Annotated in this window: 11 protein-coding genes; 6 read left to right on the top strand and 5 right to left on the bottom strand. The window is 60.4% G+C overall.

The window, feature by feature from the left end:
* Positions 1–89 precede the first annotated feature (89 nt).
* Both pbpC and FHS92_RS10960 read right to left on the bottom strand, forming a co-directional pair.
* Entirely contained in the window at positions 90–2,228 is a 2,139-nt protein-coding gene (gene pbpC, locus FHS92_RS10965; protein WP_246351942.1) for a penicillin-binding protein 1C, read from the bottom strand.
* Positions 2,216–8,008, bottom strand: a complete 5,793-nt coding sequence (locus FHS92_RS10960) for an alpha-2-macroglobulin family protein (RefSeq protein ID WP_184080545.1) — start codon at positions 8,006–8,008, stop codon at positions 2,216–2,218. Before FHS92_RS10960 ends, pbpC begins: the two co-directional genes overlap by 13 nt.
* A gap of 389 nt (positions 8,009–8,397) precedes the next feature.
* On the opposite strand from FHS92_RS10960, the gene FHS92_RS10955 reads away from it, so the two are divergent.
* The 4 genes from FHS92_RS10955 to FHS92_RS10940 all read left to right on the top strand — a co-directional run bounded on the left by FHS92_RS10955 (position 8,398) and on the right by FHS92_RS10940 (position 10,781).
* Positions 8,398–8,805: a toxin-activating lysine-acyltransferase gene (locus FHS92_RS10955; protein ID WP_184080543.1), complete on the top strand. Its 408-nt coding sequence runs from the start codon at positions 8,398–8,400 to the stop codon at positions 8,803–8,805.
* Between the two features lie 83 nt (positions 8,806–8,888).
* Positions 8,889–9,593 carry an imm11 family protein gene (locus FHS92_RS10950; protein WP_184080541.1) on the top strand — a complete coding sequence of 235 codons (705 nt, stop codon included), beginning with the start codon at positions 8,889–8,891 and terminating at the stop codon, positions 9,591–9,593.
* Between the two features lie 157 nt (positions 9,594–9,750).
* Complete coding sequence (locus FHS92_RS10945) at positions 9,751–9,957, top strand: hypothetical protein (RefSeq protein ID WP_184080539.1); 207 nt, start codon at positions 9,751–9,753, stop codon at positions 9,955–9,957.
* Positions 9,958–10,040: 83 nt separating this feature from the next.
* Entirely contained in the window at positions 10,041–10,781 is a 741-nt protein-coding gene (locus FHS92_RS10940) for an imm11 family protein (RefSeq protein ID WP_184080537.1), read from the top strand.
* Positions 10,782–11,645: 864 nt separating this feature from the next.
* On the opposite strand, the gene FHS92_RS10935 is transcribed toward FHS92_RS10940, so the two are convergent.
* From FHS92_RS10935 to FHS92_RS10925, 3 genes are all read right to left on the bottom strand, one after another.
* The gene (locus FHS92_RS10935) at positions 11,646–13,595 is read right to left on the bottom strand and encodes a PEP/pyruvate-binding domain-containing protein (protein ID WP_184080535.1); all 1,950 of its coding nucleotides are present in this window, start codon (positions 13,593–13,595) and stop codon (positions 11,646–11,648) included.
* 92 nt (positions 13,596–13,687) lie between these two features.
* A complete protein-coding gene (locus FHS92_RS10930) occupies positions 13,688–14,419 on the bottom strand; it encodes a hypothetical protein (RefSeq protein ID WP_184080527.1) in 732 nt (243 codons plus the stop codon).
* Between the two features lie 29 nt (positions 14,420–14,448).
* Positions 14,449–15,114 carry a hypothetical protein gene (locus FHS92_RS10925; RefSeq protein WP_184080525.1) on the bottom strand — a complete coding sequence of 222 codons (666 nt, stop codon included), beginning with the start codon at positions 15,112–15,114 and terminating at the stop codon, positions 14,449–14,451.
* A 708-nt stretch (positions 15,115–15,822) separates the two neighbouring features.
* Here FHS92_RS10925 and FHS92_RS10920 point away from each other — a divergent pair.
* Together FHS92_RS10920 and FHS92_RS10915 are read left to right on the top strand one after the other, a co-directional pair.
* Positions 15,823–16,911: an alkene reductase gene (locus FHS92_RS10920; protein ID WP_184080523.1), complete on the top strand. Its 1,089-nt coding sequence runs from the start codon at positions 15,823–15,825 to the stop codon at positions 16,909–16,911.
* A gap of 260 nt (positions 16,912–17,171) precedes the next feature.
* Positions 17,172–18,230, top strand: coding sequence for a sensor histidine kinase (locus tag FHS92_RS10915; protein WP_184080521.1), 1,059 nt, complete (start codon positions 17,172–17,174; stop codon positions 18,228–18,230).
* The last annotated feature ends 24 nt before the right edge of the window (positions 18,231–18,254 follow it).

The following is an 18,254-nucleotide window of genomic DNA, read 5'->3' as shown; positions in this document are numbered from 1 at the left end:
TCAAGCATGACGGCGTCTTTCAAAGACTATCTAAGAGCGTGAGGGAAGGTGCAGGAGATTGGTGTCGGGTGAACAAAGTTCGTTGTCTATTACCTCACAGTGAACCGCACTTGATCGATCCTGCGTCCGCTCTCGTCTAACAAAGCAAGGAGATGGCTGCCGGGGAATAGCGGCAATTGCGGGGCGGAGGATACATCGCCGATTCCCCTGCCATCGAGAGTTAGGCGATATGAGCCCGCTGCGCCGGTGACGGAGACGCCCAGTCCCTGCCGATCCGCCGGGATATCTGGATCCGCTGCATAGACGCTGCCCGAGACCGGATTGACGATGCGCGGGCGGCGGGCGAACGTGGGTGCTTCGGCCAGAGTTTCCTGGCTGGTGCCAGCGAGAAACCATTCGGTGCGGGGGATCTCGCCGGTGCGGGCGAATGTTATTCGTGCGCCTGTGACTGCCGCCGGGTGAGATAGCGCTCCGCCGGCTCGGTTCCGATGCAGCGCCAGCATGATGTCCCGCCACACCGGCGCGGCGCCTGCTGTGCCGGATACCGCGCGCATCGGATCGCCCTCCAGATTGCCGACCCACACCGCTACAGTGAACTTGTCCGAAAAACCGATGCACCAGTTATCGCGCATTGCCTTTGAGGTGCCGGTCTTGGCCGCTGCCCAAAACGGAAGGCGCAGCGCGGAATCGACACCGAACGTGCCGGAGCGCGCGCTGGCATCGGCGAGCATATCGGCGGTGATCCAGGCCGCGCCGGGATTGATCAGGGGTTTCTCTACGCCTGTCAGATCGCCCTTGCGCAGCCGTACTGGCGACCAGCGGCCGAGATTGGCCAGCGTGCGATAGGCGTTCGCCTGCTGAAGCAGCGTCACTTCCGCCGAGCCGAGCGCGAGCGAGAAGCCGTAATAATCTCCATCCGGATTGAGATCGACATAGCCCAAATCCCACAGCCGGTCGCGGAAGTCTTGCACCCCATCCAACACCAGCGCCCGCACGGCGGGGACGTTGAGGCTGTTTGCCAACGCGCGGCGCACTGACACAGGGCCCAGAAAGGCGTTGTCGTAATTGCGCGGCACATAAAGGCCGGACGCCGTGTCGAGCTGCACCGGGGAATCCTCGAGGATCGACGCGGCGGTGAGCCATTTGCGCTCGATCAGCTGCGCATAGAGGAAAGGCTTGAGAGTAGACCCCGCCTGCCGCAGCGCGCCCGCGCCGTCCACAGCATCCGCTGTCGACCCCAGCCCGACGCCGCCGACATAAGCCAGCACATCGCCGCTCGCATTATCGAGTACGATCACCGCGCCGTCGCGCACCCGGCCCGGCCCCAGTCCTTGAAGCTGGTGGCGCAGCGCCTGGGTGGCGACCTGTTGCAGGGCGGCGTCGAGCGTGCTGATCATCCGCGCACCGGGGGTTTGTAACAAATGGTTGGCAAGATGCGGGGCGAGGCCCGGGTCAAGCGCGCGCAGCCTGCCGGGGGCAAGCATGGCACTGGCCAGCGCGGGGAGGTTGGCGCAGTCGGCGCGCTCGACGAGGTGGCAGGCGCGGGCTGTCACGATGTCCGTCTTCGCGGCTGGATCGGGCAGCAGCGCCGCCATCAGCGCCGCCTCGCGCGCATCGAGCGCCGATGGCGGCTTGCCGAACAGCGTCATACTCCCCGCGGCGATGCCCTGCGCCTCGCCCCGAAACGGCGCGAGGTTCAAGTAGGCCTCAAGGATCTCGTCCTTGCTCCATTCCTCCTCCAGCGCCCACGCACTGCGCATCTGCCGCAGCTTGTCCAGCCAGCCACGCGCGCCGGGCGCGGCGATCTGCGGCGAGAGATAGGCGGCGAGCTGCATACTGATGGTCGAGGCGCCGCGTGTCGGGTAGCCGCGCAGCCGCGCTACCGCCGCGCCGCCAAGCGCCAGCCAGTCGACGCCGCCGTGCGTTGAAAAGCGCCGATCCTCGCCCCGGATCACCGCATTGCGCATCGCCAGGCTAATATCATCGAGGCGCGCCCACGCCAGGCGCCGAGCCTTGTAATCGACCCGGATGCGGTCGAGCAGCCTGCCGTTGCGATCGTAAAGCCATGCCTCGCTAGGTTTCCACGCATCGCGCACCTGCGCATAGTCCGGCAAACGCGGGGGCGCGCTCAGCGTATCGAATGCCGCGTAGAAGACGATCAGTACGATCAGCAGCGCGGGCGGCCACCAGCGTCGCAATGCAACGAACATGTGGCTCAGCGTGACCATATAGTCATGGGGCCGCTGGGTAATTGCGCCCTGACCTCAGGCGAATACATCGCCTCAACCCGCGTCGGCGGCAGTGTGAAATGTCCGCTGCCGTTCAGTCGCACCACATATTCGGCGACGAAACGTCCGCGCGGAACCCAGTCGAAATAGCCGCGCCAGGCATCGCGCCCTCGCTCAATGTAGGCGGGAAGTACGCCTGCCCGAATGTCCCACAGCTTGCCATCCGTATCGACTGCACCAAAGCGCACGCCCGGTCCTGCGCTCGCCTGCGACGCGAGAATGCCCGACTGATTGGCAAGATCTTTGATCACGGTTGCGCCCGGAGGCACCGGATCGCTCACCACAACCCAATTGCGCTCGGCATTTGCGGTGACGGCAATGCTTATCTTGAGCACATCGCCCTCGGTGAATCGCCCCTTGATGCGCTGGCTGATCGGCGTGATCCGCTTTTCGAGGCGATAACCCGCGAACAAGGGCGCCTTCAGCGGCACGGCGGCGTTGACGCTGACCACCGCCCATGGCCCGGCCCCGCCGCTCTGCGTCAGCATCATCGGCCCGGCGGCGAGCGGCAGTTTAAGCGGCACGGCGTCGGCGGCGAGGGGCCATGCCACACTGAGGCTCCTGCCACCGAGCGCCACCTGCGTCGCGCCTGCCACCGCGCTTGCCGGATAAAGCCCGCCGAAGCGGCGCGCGACGACCGTGCCCCACGCATTCGCCGGGGTCGTGTCCCAATGCCCATGCCACTGACGCTGGGCGACGCCGGTCATCAAGCGCGGCGCTTCCGCTGCCCAATCGCTCTTGCCGAGCACCGCATCCAGCGCCTTGATCGCCATCTCGTCGCCGCTCACCATCATCCACCACGGCGCGCTGCGCTGATCGGCGAGATCAAGGCGGGTGCCCTCATAGACGAGGCGGCGGCGCAGTTCCTGTTCGGCAGCGACGCGAAGTTGGGCGGCGCGCGGTGCTTTCGGCAGCCGGTCGAGCGTCACGATCCAGTCGGCGAGCGCGCCGGTCGGCATATCGGCAGGAGCCATGTCGATCGCGCCGATCAGCGTCGCATCCGCCGCGCCTGCCCGCGCCAGCGCGCCAAGCGCCGCAATCCGCACCAGCCGCTCGTCAGCCGTCACGCGCCGGTCGCGCGACAGCCGCGCCGTCACCAAATCGCGCAGCGCCGCGATCATTTTCGCACGCGGTTCGTCAGGAATCGGCAGGCCAGCGGCGGATGTTATCGCCAGCGCATAGGCAGTCAACTCGGGCGAGCCTTCCATCTCCGCCACGGGCCAGTAGCGCAGCAGGCCGTCATCATCGAGATAAGTCGGCAACGCGCCCGCGAGCGCTGTCCACCCGCCCGTGTCCCCGGTCGCGACGATGCGGGAGAGCTTCTGTTCGAAGCAGCCATAGGGATAGTCCGCCATATAGCGCCGCACACCCTCCAGCGGGGGCGCGAGCGTATCGGAGAGGGCAACGCTGACCCATCCGCCCGGCAATGCCCCGGCAGGTATACCGATCACCGGCTGCGCGCCTTCGCCGACGCGCCACAGCCCCGCCGCCCACACTTCTACCGGCACCGCGGGCGCGACTTCCTGTGCCACCGTGAGCTGGTCGCTGTCCTTGCCGTCCGCCGAACGGGCGGAGACGGTCCATTTCAGTGTGCCAGGCGTTTGCGGCGCGTGGAGATTCCAGCGCACTAGCCCAGCCTTGCCCGCCGGGATCGTCAGTGTGAGCGATTTACCGGCAGCCACTGCGGGTTCCATATGCGGCGTCGCTGTGACGGTTGTCGGATGATCGGAGCCGTTCTTCAGCGTGAATACCGCGCTGTACCAGTCGCCGGTGCGCACCAGCGGCGGCAGGCCTGAATAGATCGTCAAGTTTTGCGCGGTGCGGATATTCGTCTCGCCGGTGCCGAAGAACTGCGCGCCATCGCTCGCAATTGCCACAAGCCGGAAGCTGGATAGCGAATCCGACAGCGGCACGGATACGCTCGCTCGGCCTTGTGCATCGAGCGGCACATGTCCTTTCCACAGCAATACCGGCTGAAAATTCTCGCGGTTGATGCCAGAAGCGTCGCCGCCGCCGCCGCCCGCCTCGACCGCTTTCTTGCCATAATGGCGCTTGCCGACCACCTGCATCTGCGCGGTCGAGGTAATCACATTCAACGTGCGCTCGCCCATCATCGCGTCGAGCAGCTTCCAACTCTCGTTCGGCATCAATTGCAACAGCGCTTCGTCGACCGCGACGAAGGCGACATCGGCATTACGCGCGGGCCTGCCGGAAGGATCGCGCACGGCAATCGCCACCTGCGCCACATCGCGCACCGCATAGCGGCTGCGTTGCGCCTTCACGGATACGCCCAGCCGGTGCGCCTCCCACCCCACCTGCACCTTGGCGATACCGATGCGATAACTGGGTTTCGCCAGATCGACCAAGGCAGTAGGCGAGGCGCCCTCGCGCGAGAAGAAGGGCAAGTGCCATCTGCGCGCCAGATCGGCGAGCCACAGCCGCCAGCCGTCGATGCGCCCACGCACCGCCATCACTGAGACATAGACGTTGGGTGCGTAAGCCCCCGGCATTTTGACCTCGACGACAGGATTCTTACCAGACAGCGTCGTCACGTAGCTGGCGAGAACACCCTCGCGCTCCACTGTCACAAGCGCGGTAGCGGAGCGGAACGGCATGCGTACCTGGAAGCGTGCGACATCGCCCGCCTTGTAGGCGTTCTGCTCGGGGATCACGTCCATGCGGTCGCCATTGTCGCCGCCGAACCACCAGTCGTCCTCGCCCGCGAGCCAAACCGAACGCACCGCGCGCGCCTCACGCTTTTCGCCATCCAGCGTGGTTGCGACCACTGTGACCTCGCCCGAGACGCCGGGGTCGAGCGCACAACTCGCCCTGCCCAGGCTGTCCGTCCGCGCGGTGCAGTCCGCGTCGATCTCCGTCACCTTCTCCTGATTGTCATAGGCATAAAAGCCACCGATCAGCCGCCGCCGTGCGGTGATGATCTCGCGCGAATAGAGCTTCACCGCGATCTTCTGACCCGACAGCGGCTTACCGGAAAGATCGAGCGCGACGAACTGGAGCCGGAGATCATTGTCGCGCATCAGCCAGCCGTCAGTCTTGAGTCCAAGCTGCACGGCGGACGGGTAGAGCGTCATATGCCGGCTTGCTGTCAGCGTTTCGCCATTGGCGTCCGGATAGTCCATCTCGACCGTGAGACTGACCGGCTGCGTCACCGGCTGGTTGACGTCGATGCTCGCCTTCGCGGTGCCATCCGCGCCCAAGGTCGCTGGCAGGGTCTGCGCATAGGGCAGCGGCGCCTTCTCCGCCTCGCCTTCATCATCGAGCGGGCGCGTGCCGGGCTTCACCGCGTCACCACCGAAGCTGTAGGCATCCCATCCGCTGGGGGCCGAGACACCGCTGGAGAAATCGGTGCGCAGCGTCACCGGCATATGGCTCGCGCCGCCTCCCGCAAGATAGCCGACGTAGAGCGACAGAGGCACGCTAGCCGGGCGCACTAGCGGCGCCGGTGGGCCGGTCACGGTCGCGCGCATCGTCGGCAGGCGATATTCATCGACGCGGATGCTCTGCCCGCTGCTGATCGTCTGGCCGTTCGCATCGAACCGCAGCGCATAATCTCCGAGCGGCGCGCCTTGCGGCACCGTCCATTCATTCTCGCCGCTGCCCGCGCGCGTTATCGTCACCGGCATGGCAAACTCGGTGCCCGATCCCATGTGGCTCAGCACGAGCCTGCCTGAGAAACCGTTCGCCAGCGCGAAGCCGGACCCGGCTGGATGGCGCAACACATGTTTCATGTGCACCGTCTCGCCCACTTTTACGAGCGCGCGATCGAAGATGCTGTGGATGATGTCCTGCGGCGCGCTCCAGCCGAAGGGTAGCTCGAAGTCATAAGGCGATATGCCGCTGCTCCAGCTCGTCAGGGTGAAGCTCATGTCTTCGCCCAGCCGCGCCGAGACCATCAGCGGATGCCCGCCATAGCGGCAATCGCCGCCAGTTTCCGGCTCCGGTAGGCTGCCCTTGATCAGCAGACGCCCAGCCTGATCGGTGCTGCCCCAGACTATCGGTTTCCCGGTGCAGCTGTCGGTCACATGGATCGCGGCATGGGCGATGGGCTGGCCGCTCTTCAACGCTGACACCCAGACGAGCGAGCTTTCCCGGCCCCATTTGAAATGTACCGCCATGTCCGTCACCAGCGCAGCGGCGGCGACATAGCGCGGCACCTTGCGGCCGAGCAACGCGTTGCCAAGCGCCGGGCTGGCCAGTTCGACCACATGCAACCCATATGTCTTGAGCGATATGCCGACGACCTCGAAGTCCTTGCCCCTTCCGGGCAGCGGCACGTTCATTGCCGCGCCGCCGGAGGTAAGCAGCGGTTTGTCGCGGGTGTGGTTCACCGTGCGGGTGCTGCCGTCCTTCTGCCTGATGTCCTCGAAGTCCGACTCCTCGGCGCTGTCCAGCTTTTGCAGCCATTTGACGATTTCAGCATTGTCGTTGGCTATCCGCGCGCTTTTGCCGGAGATCGCCCTAGCCTTGCCGATCAGCGTCGGTTCGACCGCGCGCACCGTGACTGGCAGCACGCCCCCCTCGCTCGCCTCGACGATGCCGAAGCTCGCCGCGAACTTGACCAGCGGCGGCGCAGCTCCAAACCTCACCAGTAACGGAAAGCGCGCGGCGTTGGCGAGCGGACGACCGGAGAGATCGGTGATCCCCTGCGGCAGGATGAGTTGCGCGCCGCTCTGCCCTGGGAACGGTCCTTTGAAGGCAAGGTCCGCAACCTGCGCATTGTTCTTCTCGTCGTCGGACAGGCTCGGTGTGCGTTCGCTGCCGTCCGCCAGACGCAACCGAATGGCGAGCGCCTTTGCGCGATTGATCGGTGCGGAGAAGCTCAATTCCGGATCCTGGATCGGATTGCAGTCGGCACTGCTATTCACCCGCCCGCAGGTGAAGCGCGCATCGAACGGCGCGCGCACGGTGAAATCGAAGCGCTGATTTCGGCCAGCGAGCTTGCCCGACACGCTAGCAATGCTGCTCGGCCACACCAGCGCCATATTACGCTTCGGCGGCAGCGGACGGCGGCACTTCAGCGCCACGATCTTCGCCAGCGCGGCGGTGCGGGATTTTGCATCATTGGGCAGAGCTTCGGGTAGGCCCGCCTCCTCAAGGAAGGAGCGCCGCCGCCAGTTCTGCTCGCCCATCCCGTCGAGCAGTTTTGCAACAGGCCCAGCAGGCAACAGATCGACCGCGATGCTTTCGCCGATGCCATCGACCGCACAGGACACCCGTGCCGCGACCGAGCGCGGATCAGCGGGTACATTGGTCGCGACGAGAAATATCTGATCCTCGTCGATGTCGCCGTCCATCCCCGGCGCAAGCACAGCACGAACGGACGGTCCGCCTGTGTCAATCGGGAATTGCCCGGTGCCCGCAATTCGGACGCCGCGTAATGTGGTGAGGCCGTCGCGCAGTTTAACTGTGCAGCTGATGCCGCCCGGCAAAGGTTGTTTGAAATCGAGCACGAAGGTCTGCTGATCCACCCAGCGACCGTCTGCCGGAACCGGACAGTCGCTCGCGGCAGCGGGCGTCGCGCGTGGGTCGCCGAGCGCCACCATCGGATCGGAGAAACGCAGCGTGAAGCGGTTGATAGTAGCACTCCGCCATCCACTGCCCCCCGCGAGAGCGAGAGTCACTTGCGGACTGGAGCTGCTAACGGCCGCAAAGGGGACAAGCAGTAGCGCAGCGACGATTGGCAGCCACCTGATGCGCATGATTGTAATTCCCCCCGGGCACTGATTCGATGGGGAGAACTTCACCCATTGTGAAAATATTGTCTATTGTCCTGATCCAAAGACGCGCACTAGCGTGTCAATATCTGTTGCTTCAGAGAAGACTCGCTCGTGTTTTCAAGGTTAGTAGTTCATAATAACCCGTCTTACACAATCAGCAGTATTTATTGCCCGCTATGACTGCGTAGAAACAGTCGCAAGCGCCGGGGCAACAATGGGGCAACAGGCCGAGAAGGACGATCTACCTTCGAATGCTCGGATTTGCTTCCCTCGTCCTTCCAGGAAGTTTCCAGCGCCCCTGCTCTATTCCGGCTTATGACGGCTCAACGGCTTGAAAAAAATTCCTTCGCTATTCGGATCCCACGCAAGCCATGCGCCGAATGCTTCAGCTTCAAAACGCATCTTACCCATTTCTTCGACGAGGCCAACACCCCAAATGGACTCATACAATCGTGGTTATGGTGAGCGCGGAGGTAGATGCGAAGATTCGCGAGCAGATCAAGGGCGGCGTGTTCCCGATCCGCCTTGCCAGCGACGACTGGGCGAGCGGCGAGGCGCTGTGGCTGCTCGACGTGATCGCGCCGCCCCGCAAGGTCGCGACCGCCGTGCTCGCCAACTTCTCGCAGATCGCCAAGGGCCGCCCGGTCGCGATCCACCCGGTCGTCGCCCGCTCGGTCGAGCCCGAGCTGCTCGAAAAGATGAAGGTGCGGCGTGAGGGTGAAGGGGCTGGCGAGACGCAAGCGGCGCCTGCCAGGGATGCGGGCGACGGCGCGAAGTGATGCTATAGGGGGGTCTGGGTCGGCGAGTTGGCCGGGCCAGTAGCTGTGAATGAGTGCGCGCAGGATGCGCGGGAGGTGGCGTGATGGCTTGGTGGTTGGCTCGAGATTATGGATATGCTGGGCCGGGTTTCGATTGGCTCTATGAAGATAATGTTGAAGAGAAGAGAGGGCTTGTTGGAAGCGGGCTGTCGTTAAGCCGACCCCTGTCCGAGAAAAACGTCCCAAAAGCTGCGCGTTATCGGGAGAAATATCCAAAGCCTCCGGCACCCGATATTTTCTTCGTCGATTCCGCGACCACGGTCACGGCGCGTTTCAAGGCTCTGGTCGAAGAATTCGAACCGGGCCTGCATCTGTTCGCACCGATAGAACTGCAATTTCACGACGGTACGGCGATGCCGGGAGAATATTATTTCTTCAATTGCAATGTCGATGTCGATTGCGTGCTGACCGACAACAAACCCGAGTGGTTTAGAGAAACGCGCTATGGAAAAATTCATCCATCATTGGGATTGATTCAAAAACTGACCCCACTCGAAATTTCCCTGTCCAAGCCACAGATCGAAGGGCGCCATTTATGGACGGGAGGTCCTTTGGGCTGGAACCAGCTTTTCGTATCTGACGCATTCTGCAAGGCGCTCCGCAAGGGGCGCTTCGGCGCGGTCGATATCAGGCGCGAATGTCATGAAGTCGACCGACTCTGGGTAGCGGAAGAGCATATGGGACCACTGATCGAAGCCTGGAAAACCTATGTGGCGCATAACCGAAATTGCGAAGCGGGGTATATCTGATGCCAACACAAGCACATCATCTTATCCCGCAAAATGTCATTCGTGACCATGATCTATTCAAGGCTTTGAGGGCGAGCGGATATTCCTTTGATGGCTCCACGCTCGACCTGCCCGACAAAGCGACGGCGGCTGCGGCGGGGCGCTGTGGCTGCTCGACGTGATCGCGCCGACTCGCAAGGTCGTGACTGCTGTGCTCGCCAGCTTCTCACAGATCGCCAAGGGCCGCCCGGTCGCCATCCACCCGGTCGTCGCCCGCTCAGTCGAGCCCGAACTGCTGGAAAAGATGAAGGTGCGGCGTGAGGGTGAAGGGGCTGGCGAGACGCAAGCGGCGCCTGCCGGGGATGCGGGCGACGGCGCGGAGTGATGCTATAGTTGGATCTGGGTCGGCGGGTTTGCCGGGCCGGTAGCTGTGAATGAGTGCGCGCAGGATGCGTGGGAGGTGGCGTGATGGTTTGGGGAATGAGTTTACCTTCGAGCTTCGGCGAGTTTTGGTCGGATGGCAGCTTTGAGGCTACCCCTGACGCAACCAGCGGCTGGGGCAGCCGCCTGAAGTCCTATTATCTCGAATTATCGCCGGAGGATCAAAGCGCATTATTCGACTACGTCGATACCGCCTCTAGGGGAAAGGCCGGACCGTATGTCAGCTTCGTTGTTGGCAAATTTCTCCACGAGCAAGGGGCCAAGGGCGGCGCTGATATGCCGCCATTCAGTCCAATCTTGGCTCACGAGCCGCCGCGATTCTTTGTTATCGAACGCGGGGGCAAATCGCTTGGATCGCTGATCATGCTGAGTAATCGGATGCTGGCCGTCGAAGAGGCATTGAAAACGATCATTGAGCGGCTGGAGCCAAGCCTACATCAGTTTTTTCCGATTGAGATCATGAACCGCAAAGGCGACGTGTATCCTAAGAGCTACTACACGCTCGTTATTGGCCAATATTTTGACAGTTTTTCGCCTGAAGCGAGCAAAGAAGGATCTTGCGAACTAGACATCACCCGCTTCCGATATAGAGATAATAAAGCAGGTATCAGCGGCCTAGCTTTCCAGAAGTCCTTGTTCGGTAGCGCCCATTTATGGCGCGAGCGCCAAATCATCGGCCTGCTTACCTGTTTTTCTGATGAACTGATTGCAGAGATTGCCGAAGCCGGCCTGCGCATTCCTCGGCACTACAAGATGATGGAGGTCTGACCATGGGCGTGATTCAGGGTCTGGACACCATGCTACTTGAAATTTTAAGGGAATTAGTGACGGGTGAGACGCACCGACCCGTTTTAAGCCCCCTGCTTCTTTCGCTCTGATGATATTGCGTCAAAGTCCACCCAACGATGTTCGAAGAATTGCCACCCCTTTTGCCTATGGACAAATAACAGGCGTCCGTGTGGAGGAGCGACTTTCGTGCAGGCAAACTGATCCTGCCGCATGCATAACGGGTCCCTAGTCAGCATAGCAACCGATATATGAAAAGCGCTTGTTCCATAAATGTCGACTGTTTCGCCGTGACACGGACCGTTGCCAGAGAGACGATAGCGGGGAGTGGTTCCAGGGGCGCTGCGAAGCATCATTTGGACGGCAACGATACGCCCGCTCGTCTTCGAAACGGATTGTGCGTAAACAAGCGCCTCGGGTCCGATAGGGTTGTGCTGTGGCAGCAAGGGGACTCTCTGATATGCTAAGTTACGGGACTGGCCTTGCAGTTCGGTATAAATCCAAGGCTGGCTTCTGCTATTGATATTGAACGGCTGAGGCTCAAAGGGTAGCCCGGCCGCACGTTGCTTAGCCTCCCAGATACCGCGACTGGTTCCACCTCCGCCTGTAGTAAATGAGACGGTTGAACGACGGACGGGTGATCCAATGCGTAAAGCAGGAACAGGGACAGCCGCTCCGTCTGATCGCCCGCCAATTTGCGACAGCGTCCATTTGCAACGGGCGTCCTGCGAAACCAGAGGCATGGAAACCGTCATGGGAGGTATCGCTACTATGGCATCAGCGGCAGATGGCTGAAGCGCCAACAACAGTGAGGCGATCACAAGCTTAAGGGAGGCAAGCTGCATATCAGTGCCCCTTTACATAATTACGCGACTGGACAATCAATATGCGGCCACCCACCACGAGCCATTCGATGTCCTGTGGTCGTCCGTCAAATGCAGACTGAATCGCTAGACCGATTTTTCCGAGCCGTGCAACGAGGGCATCCGCGAGGACAGCGCGATCCGCAATGGTTTGGATTTCCTCAATCCCGCCACCTGGACCGAAATGCAGCATGACATCGTCTTGTGATCGAGTGAGAACCTGCACCGAGTTAAGGTCAGGCCGATAAATTAATTGTTCGGCGATTTTCTTGCCTTCGACCACGCGAATGCCAAGTCCACGTTTAGCAGCGAGAAAGAGGCGCCTCTCGTCGGCGTTTTCATCAAACGGATCAATTGTGGTCATCACGCCCGCAGCATCAGCGTCTATACCGCGCTGAATGAGAATAGCGGCGCGGACGGAGCGATGATTGATGCCCGCGCTTTCACGCGCTGCAAAAGCGCGGTCGTTCCAGAGCGAGCCCCACACGGTCTTTATCGCACGTTCCAGATCTTCCGAGGCCTTGACATTCGGTAGAGTGTCATAAAGTCCCGCCCCGTTGAAGCGCGGCAGATCCTCGGCATTTGTAGAGGATCGGACGAAAACCCCTTTGTCGCCAAGCAAGGATAAGCGCTTCGATGCGATCATAGCAAAATCGGTAGGCGGAATATGGCCCTGAGCAAATAATTGTCTGATCCGAGCGAGCTCCTTTGTTCGGCATTCAGCATCGCTCAGCCGGGGATCATCTAGTAACCGGTTGATCTGCTGATCGATCTTATTCGCAACGACAAAACGTTCATAGAATGAAAAAGGTACGCTAAACCCCTCGGGCACATCGAACATATGATAAGGATCGCGGCGGGCAAGGGCTGCAACTTCCGCAAGATTGGCCGCCTTGGCACCTGTGCGGCGCGACCATTTGGCATCCTGTTCAGATAATGTAGGCAAGCCAGAATAGGTGACATCCGCCGGAGCAGCCTGCACTGCCCGTAAACGACGGAATTTTGCATTCTCGGCAATCTCGTGCACGGTGGCTTCTCGGATGACGACGGGCGATTTCCTTGTGTCCAGCACAACCTGTTTGCCGATGAGGGCGGCGAACAGACTGTCCGCGCCGTTTCGATACGCATTGGGGATACGCCATGTCTTGGCTAGCAGGCTAATATGGTTGATCGGTGTTGTAAAAGATGCGGATATGATGCCCGCGACCGGCGGCATTCGCACCGGAACGGTGGTCAGCAAAGCGATGTCGCCAGGCAGGAGAGCATTTTCATCGCCGTCCGCGACGAGCATGAGCCGACCCACCGCCCGGCCGGGATTCAGAACAAGCTGCTCGGCGCTGCCATAAGCCTCTTCAATGCCGATTGTAGTAAGTCCGGCCTTGGCGGCCGCCTCTCGCTGGCTATCTGAATTGGGTTTAAACGTGAGTGGTACGAAGAAGGATTCTTGCAAATCCCGCATAGCACCTGCCAGCAATTCCGATTGCAAGATATCGCCCTCCCAGAACTCTACTCCATATCGAACGAGGCGGGGATAGCGAACTACAGATCCCAATAAAAACCGCCGGTCGGGCCGCGAATAGTTGGTGGCATTAAAAATTTCGGCATCTGCCAGGGTCAGATAGGCTGACCGCAGATAATCATAATGGAAACGGTATTGCTTAGTGTTGATCCAGATAACGCGGGCAGGGACCTTGCTTCGGTCGATCGCAAACATGACTTGCGGTAGTTCCATAAATCGGCCCGCACGTTCGGTTCTGGCGAATGCGTCGAAAGTTGCGGCATCGGGAATTATGTCTTGGGATTTAGCAACCGAGGCAACCTTGTCGCTCGTCCTTGATTGTCTATTCTTGCCGCCATCAGCGAAAACGTCGGTGTTCGCGCAACAGAAGCAGATCGCAGTAAGTATTCCGATCTTGAACAGTGATCGGGCCATACACTCTTGCCCCTGTCATGTGATTGAGTACTGTTTGGGAAACGAAGCTGAACGAAAACACCGTGTTACGCTCAGCTTCGTCATAACATATTCTATTTCGCTGACGCCAGCGCTGGAGACATGCGCGCGTTTTTGGCAAATTCTTCAAAATCAGATTTGAAAACGCTTACCAGTTCCGCGTTAGCGGCCTGAACATCTTCGCCCTCTTTGGGTGGGAAAAGCTTCAGCCCGTTTCCGCCCCAACCCTTATAGATTGCAGGGTTCGTTTGTGCTGCGCCAAACCGCCGGAACATGAAAAGGGTTTTCAGCGAACGGCCATAGATAGCAGCCTTCTGATAGAAAATATCGGTGACCATCAGTTCTGAGTAGCAAGGCGACTGCGATTGAGCGCGGCGCTCCATGATCTTGTTCACCGTCTTACGGTCGAGAGGCTCACTGTGACGGATGATGGTTGCAGATTGCGTATTGAGCAACTTGACGAGATCCATGGAAGCGAGGAGCTGGGTCTGGCTTTCGCTTTCGAGCGCAGATGCAAGATTACCCCGTCGCGCCGCATCGCCAGTAGCGTGGCCGGACGCATCCGCCATTGCTCCGATGGCACCAAACCCGCTTAGCCAGCCAGTGGTGCGGGCAGTGAACCGCTCGGCAGGCCAAATGTGAATTTCGCACCCATTGGACGTTGCTTGATCTGCGGCAACAGCGGCCTGCGCTGCCGAGGGTGCTTCCTCCGGTGCAGTTGACGCCACGGGGGCGGCTTCTTGGGCCGCCGCTAATGTCGAGACCATCATACAACCGATGCATAGCAGATAGCTTATCTTCTTCATTTACCTCTCCATTTCTGTTGTTTTGCGGATTATTGGTGTTTCTGCTTCGTTTTTGCTTCAAGCATGTGGGCAGCAAATGCCTTTAGGCTTGCAACAAACGCGGAATTGAGATCGCTGAGCGCGGCATCGCGCCCCTCTATTGTCTTTGGAGGAAAAGCTGACAAAGGTGCAGTACCCCAACTCGAAAAGATGGAGCGCGCTTCGGTGCCTTCTCCAAAGTCATCGAAGGTGACGAGGGTGCGGAGTTCCGCCTTCATCAATGGCGAATAATGGTAGAATATTTTGTCCAAGGACATTTCTGCATAACAACGGGCTGTTGATGACGTGCGGCGAATATGAGGTGCACCGATCAGCCGATGGGACGCAGGTTCGGGATGAACATTGATACTATAGCCCCGATGGTCAGTTGCGGAGGGTAAATCGAGTGATGTAAGAAGACGTATCTGTTGCTCCGGCTCCAAGGGCGTGGAAACTGGAATTTTTGCGTCGCGTAAAGCTTGGCCCTGTACGTGATTGAGCAACGCGCCTTCGCCGAGTGAACTCATACTAGCGGCGGGCCATATGTGTAGCTCGCAGTTACTCTTACCATTTGAAACATCCGCAGCCACCACAGCGGAGGTCTTTTCATCATGAGCAGCCTGCTCAGTAACAAGAACAGTCGCTATGGCGACCGCGCCCGAGAAGAAAGCCAACATACACCCCCGTCCGCGTGCTATCTTTATGCCATGTCATTATCCGATATCGGAGCATCGGCAACTATATTGTTTCAGAATTGCTGGCGAGAGCTTGGGCATAACCTTGTCAAATTCAGCCGGGGCAACAATGGGGCAACAGACGCGGTGATAGCAGGTGAAAGACCTTGCCTTTGCGTGGGTGAGGTTGACGCCGCCAACAGTCTGAAAGGGCCGCAGAAATTGAAGGTCCTTGCCATCCATTGAAGTCTCCTGGAAGGAGCTTCGGCGCCGCTGAAAATCGCAGTGTCGGCGGTTCGACTCCGTCCCCGGGCACCATTTCTCAATGACGTAGCGATATGTTGTCCTCGTGCGTGGTCCGCTGGGGCAACAGACTGCGGCAGCCGCCTGCGGGTAGGGACCGGAGCCGTTGCACCAGACCGTATCCGCCAACATATCCGTCCTCCACATCGCGATTTGGGAATGCAGGCCCTGTCGTTCGTTAAGCGAGCGCGGCGTGGGCATTTGCGGTTTTGAGCCGAAGCCAGCTTGACGCTGTGGCCATTCAGGCGTGAACTGGAAAGCTGTAAAGACTTCGCCACACAACTTCTTGTGACCGATGCACAAGATTATGTTGCGTCGCGTGTCGATTGAATCTCTCGCGCAGGCTTCCCAGTTGAGCGCAGTCGAACCGCTGCCTGAGGAAGGATGCGGGCAGCGAAGGATAATCACATGGCGACGATTTTTGATCCTGTCACCCTAGGCAAACTCACACTTCCCAATCGCGTGTTCATGGCGCCGCTGACCCGCGCCCGCGCGACCCGCGACCATGTGCCCACACCCGTCATGGCGACCTATTACGGGCAGCGGGCTGGCGCGGGGCTGATCATCAGCGAAGCGACCGGGATCAGCCGGCAAGGGCTCGGCTGGCCATTCGCGCCCGGGATCTGGTCCGACGAGCAGGTCGATGCGTGGAAACCTGTCACCCAAGCGGTGCACGATGCAGGCGGGCATATCTTCCTGCAGCTGTGGCATATGGGGCGGATCGTCCATCCCGATTTTCTCGATGGCGAAGCACCGGTCTCGGCGAGCGCGACCACCGCGCCGGATATGGCCCACACCTATTCTGGCAAACAGCCCTATGCGCAGGCGCGCGCGCTGCGGATCGACGAGATTCCTGCACTGATCGAGGACTACCGGAAGGCCGCCAGAAATGCGATCGCCGCCGGGTTCGATGGTGTTCAGCTCCACGCCGCCAATGGCTATCTGATCGACCAGTTCCTCCGCGATAGCAGCAACCACCGCAACGATATCTATGGCGGGTCGCCGGAAAACCGCGCGAGGCTGCTGTTCGAGGTCACCCAGGCGATAGCCGATGAGATCGGCGCGGGGCGTACGGCCGTTCGCCTGTCGCCCAATGGCGACACCCAGGGAGTGATCGACAGCAACCCGGAGCCACTTTTCACGCTGGTCGCACAGGGGCTTGAGCGTATCGGCATCGCATTTCTCGAGCTCCGCGAACCCGGACCAGATGGCACTTTCGGTCGAAGCGATCAGCCCCAGCAATCTCCGGTCATCCGCAAGCATTTCTCCGGACCGCTGGTTCTCAATTCGGACTATTCGCTGGAGCGGGCACAGGCGGATCTGGCGGCAGGCAAAGCAGACGCGATCAGCTTCGGCAGGCCGTTCATCGGCAATCCGGATCTCCCTGCGCGGCTTGAACGAGGTGTAGAACTGGTAGAGACGAACATGGCGACCTGGTACAGTCAGGGCGCCGAGGGCTATGTCGATTACCCGCCGTTGGATGCGGAAGTCGCATAACCTTCCAATTATCTTCGTTCCGATGACGGACCGAGAGCGGCCCTGTTTTGAAATTCGTGGCGCAACGATCGTGGTGCATTCACACTTACGCCGCGAATATCCGCGCGCTCCCGAATAGAGGCGAGCTTTGAAACAGGATGTGTTATGGTGCGTTAGCGAGTTAGGCTGCCTCTAGAACATGGAGTGATCGGCTTGCACCGATGCGGATCAGGATCCTCAACCCAGAGGCTCTGCCGTATACCCCAGAAAGGGGCGCAGCCATGAGTCAAGCCGTCCATCCCGATGTCGCGGACAGCCTCGCGCTGGCGATCATTGCTTCGTCGGCAGCGCCTGCATTGTTGCTCGACGGCGCGTTGAACATCATCGCCGGTAGCACGTCCTTCTATCGCGCGTTCCTGTTGCAACCCCAGAACGTCGCGGGTCGGCCCATTTTCGCGGTAGGAAAGGGGGAATGGGACATGCCGCAGCTGCGTTCGCTGCTCACGGCCACTCTGGACGGGCATGCGCGGATCGATTCCTACGAAATGGAACTCAAGGGAGATGCGGCACCCCGCCGCCTCGTCCTCAACGCACAAAAACTCCATTACGGCGATGCTGACCAGGCGCGCCTGCTGCTCACTATTTCCGATGTGACCGAGGCGCGGATCAGCGAGAAACTGAAGGACGATCTGCTGCGCGAGAAAGCGATCCTGCTTCGGGAGCTTCAGCATCGCGTGGCCAACAGCCTCCAGATCATTGCCAGCGTTCTCCTGCAAAGCGCGCGGAACGTGCAGTCCGACGAAGCGCGCAATCATCTTCATGATGCGCACAACCGGGTGATGTCGATCGCTACGTTGCAGCAGCAACTGGCCGCATCCCGGCTGGGGGACGTGGAGTTGAAAGGATATTTCACACAGCTGTGCCAGAGTTTGGGCGCCTCGATGATCCACAATCACGATCAGATATCGCTCGTGGTGGATGCCGATGGGAGCAGCGTCAGCGCTGACATCTCCGTCAGCCTCGGGTTGATCGTGACGGAGCTGGTCATCAATGCGCTCAAGCACGCCTTTCCCGGTGAGCGGCCAGGAAAAATCCTCGTCGATTATCATGCTGACAAGGCCGATTGGGTGCTCTCCGTCAGCGATGACGGCGTCGGAACGTCCCAGTCGTTTGCTGATGCCAAGCCGGGTCTCGGCAGCAGTATTGTGGAAGCCTTGGCCAATCAGTTGGACGCGAGCGTTACCATCGAAGAAGGATCTCCCGGTATTACGGTGGTCATAAATCACACCCATTCCCGGGACCCTAAGGCCGAACCCGTGGAACGGCCAAATGTGGTTTAGGGCAGGGCCGCTGCCCAACGCGCT

It is taken from the genome of Sphingobium subterraneum (assembly GCF_014199435.1).
GTDB lineage: Bacteria > Pseudomonadota > Alphaproteobacteria > Sphingomonadales > Sphingomonadaceae > Sphingobium > Sphingobium subterraneum.
Note: the sequence above shows the minus strand (reverse complement) of the source record. Positions and strands in the feature narration are given on the sequence as shown.

What these genes read in the sequence shown, in the direction of transcription:
- FHS92_RS10960 (WP_184080545.1), bottom strand. Translation starts at nt 8,008, where the DNA reads ATGCGCATCAGGTGGCTGCCAATCGTCGCTGCGCTACTGCTTGTCCCC.
- FHS92_RS10925 (WP_184080525.1), bottom strand. Translation starts at nt 15,114, where the DNA reads ATGTTGGCTTTCTTCTCGGGCGCGGTCGCCATAGCGACTGTTCTTGTT.
- FHS92_RS10920 (WP_184080523.1), top strand. Translation starts at nt 15,823, where the DNA reads ATGGCGACGATTTTTGATCCTGTCACCCTAGGCAAACTCACACTTCCC.
- FHS92_RS10935 (WP_184080535.1), bottom strand. Translation starts at nt 13,595, where the DNA reads ATGGCCCGATCACTGTTCAAGATCGGAATACTTACTGCGATCTGCTTC.
- FHS92_RS10915 (WP_184080521.1), top strand. Translation starts at nt 17,172, where the DNA reads ATGAGTCAAGCCGTCCATCCCGATGTCGCGGACAGCCTCGCGCTGGCG.
- pbpC (WP_246351942.1), bottom strand. Translation starts at nt 2,228, where the DNA reads ATGGTCACGCTGAGCCACATGTTCGTTGCATTGCGACGCTGGTGGCCG.
- FHS92_RS10955 (WP_184080543.1), top strand. Translation starts at nt 8,398, where the DNA reads ATGCGCCGAATGCTTCAGCTTCAAAACGCATCTTACCCATTTCTTCGA.
- FHS92_RS10950 (WP_184080541.1), top strand. Translation starts at nt 8,889, where the DNA reads ATGGCTTGGTGGTTGGCTCGAGATTATGGATATGCTGGGCCGGGTTTC.
- FHS92_RS10930 (WP_184080527.1), bottom strand. Translation starts at nt 14,419, where the DNA reads ATGAAGAAGATAAGCTATCTGCTATGCATCGGTTGTATGATGGTCTCG.
- FHS92_RS10940 (WP_184080537.1), top strand. Translation starts at nt 10,041, where the DNA reads ATGGTTTGGGGAATGAGTTTACCTTCGAGCTTCGGCGAGTTTTGGTCG.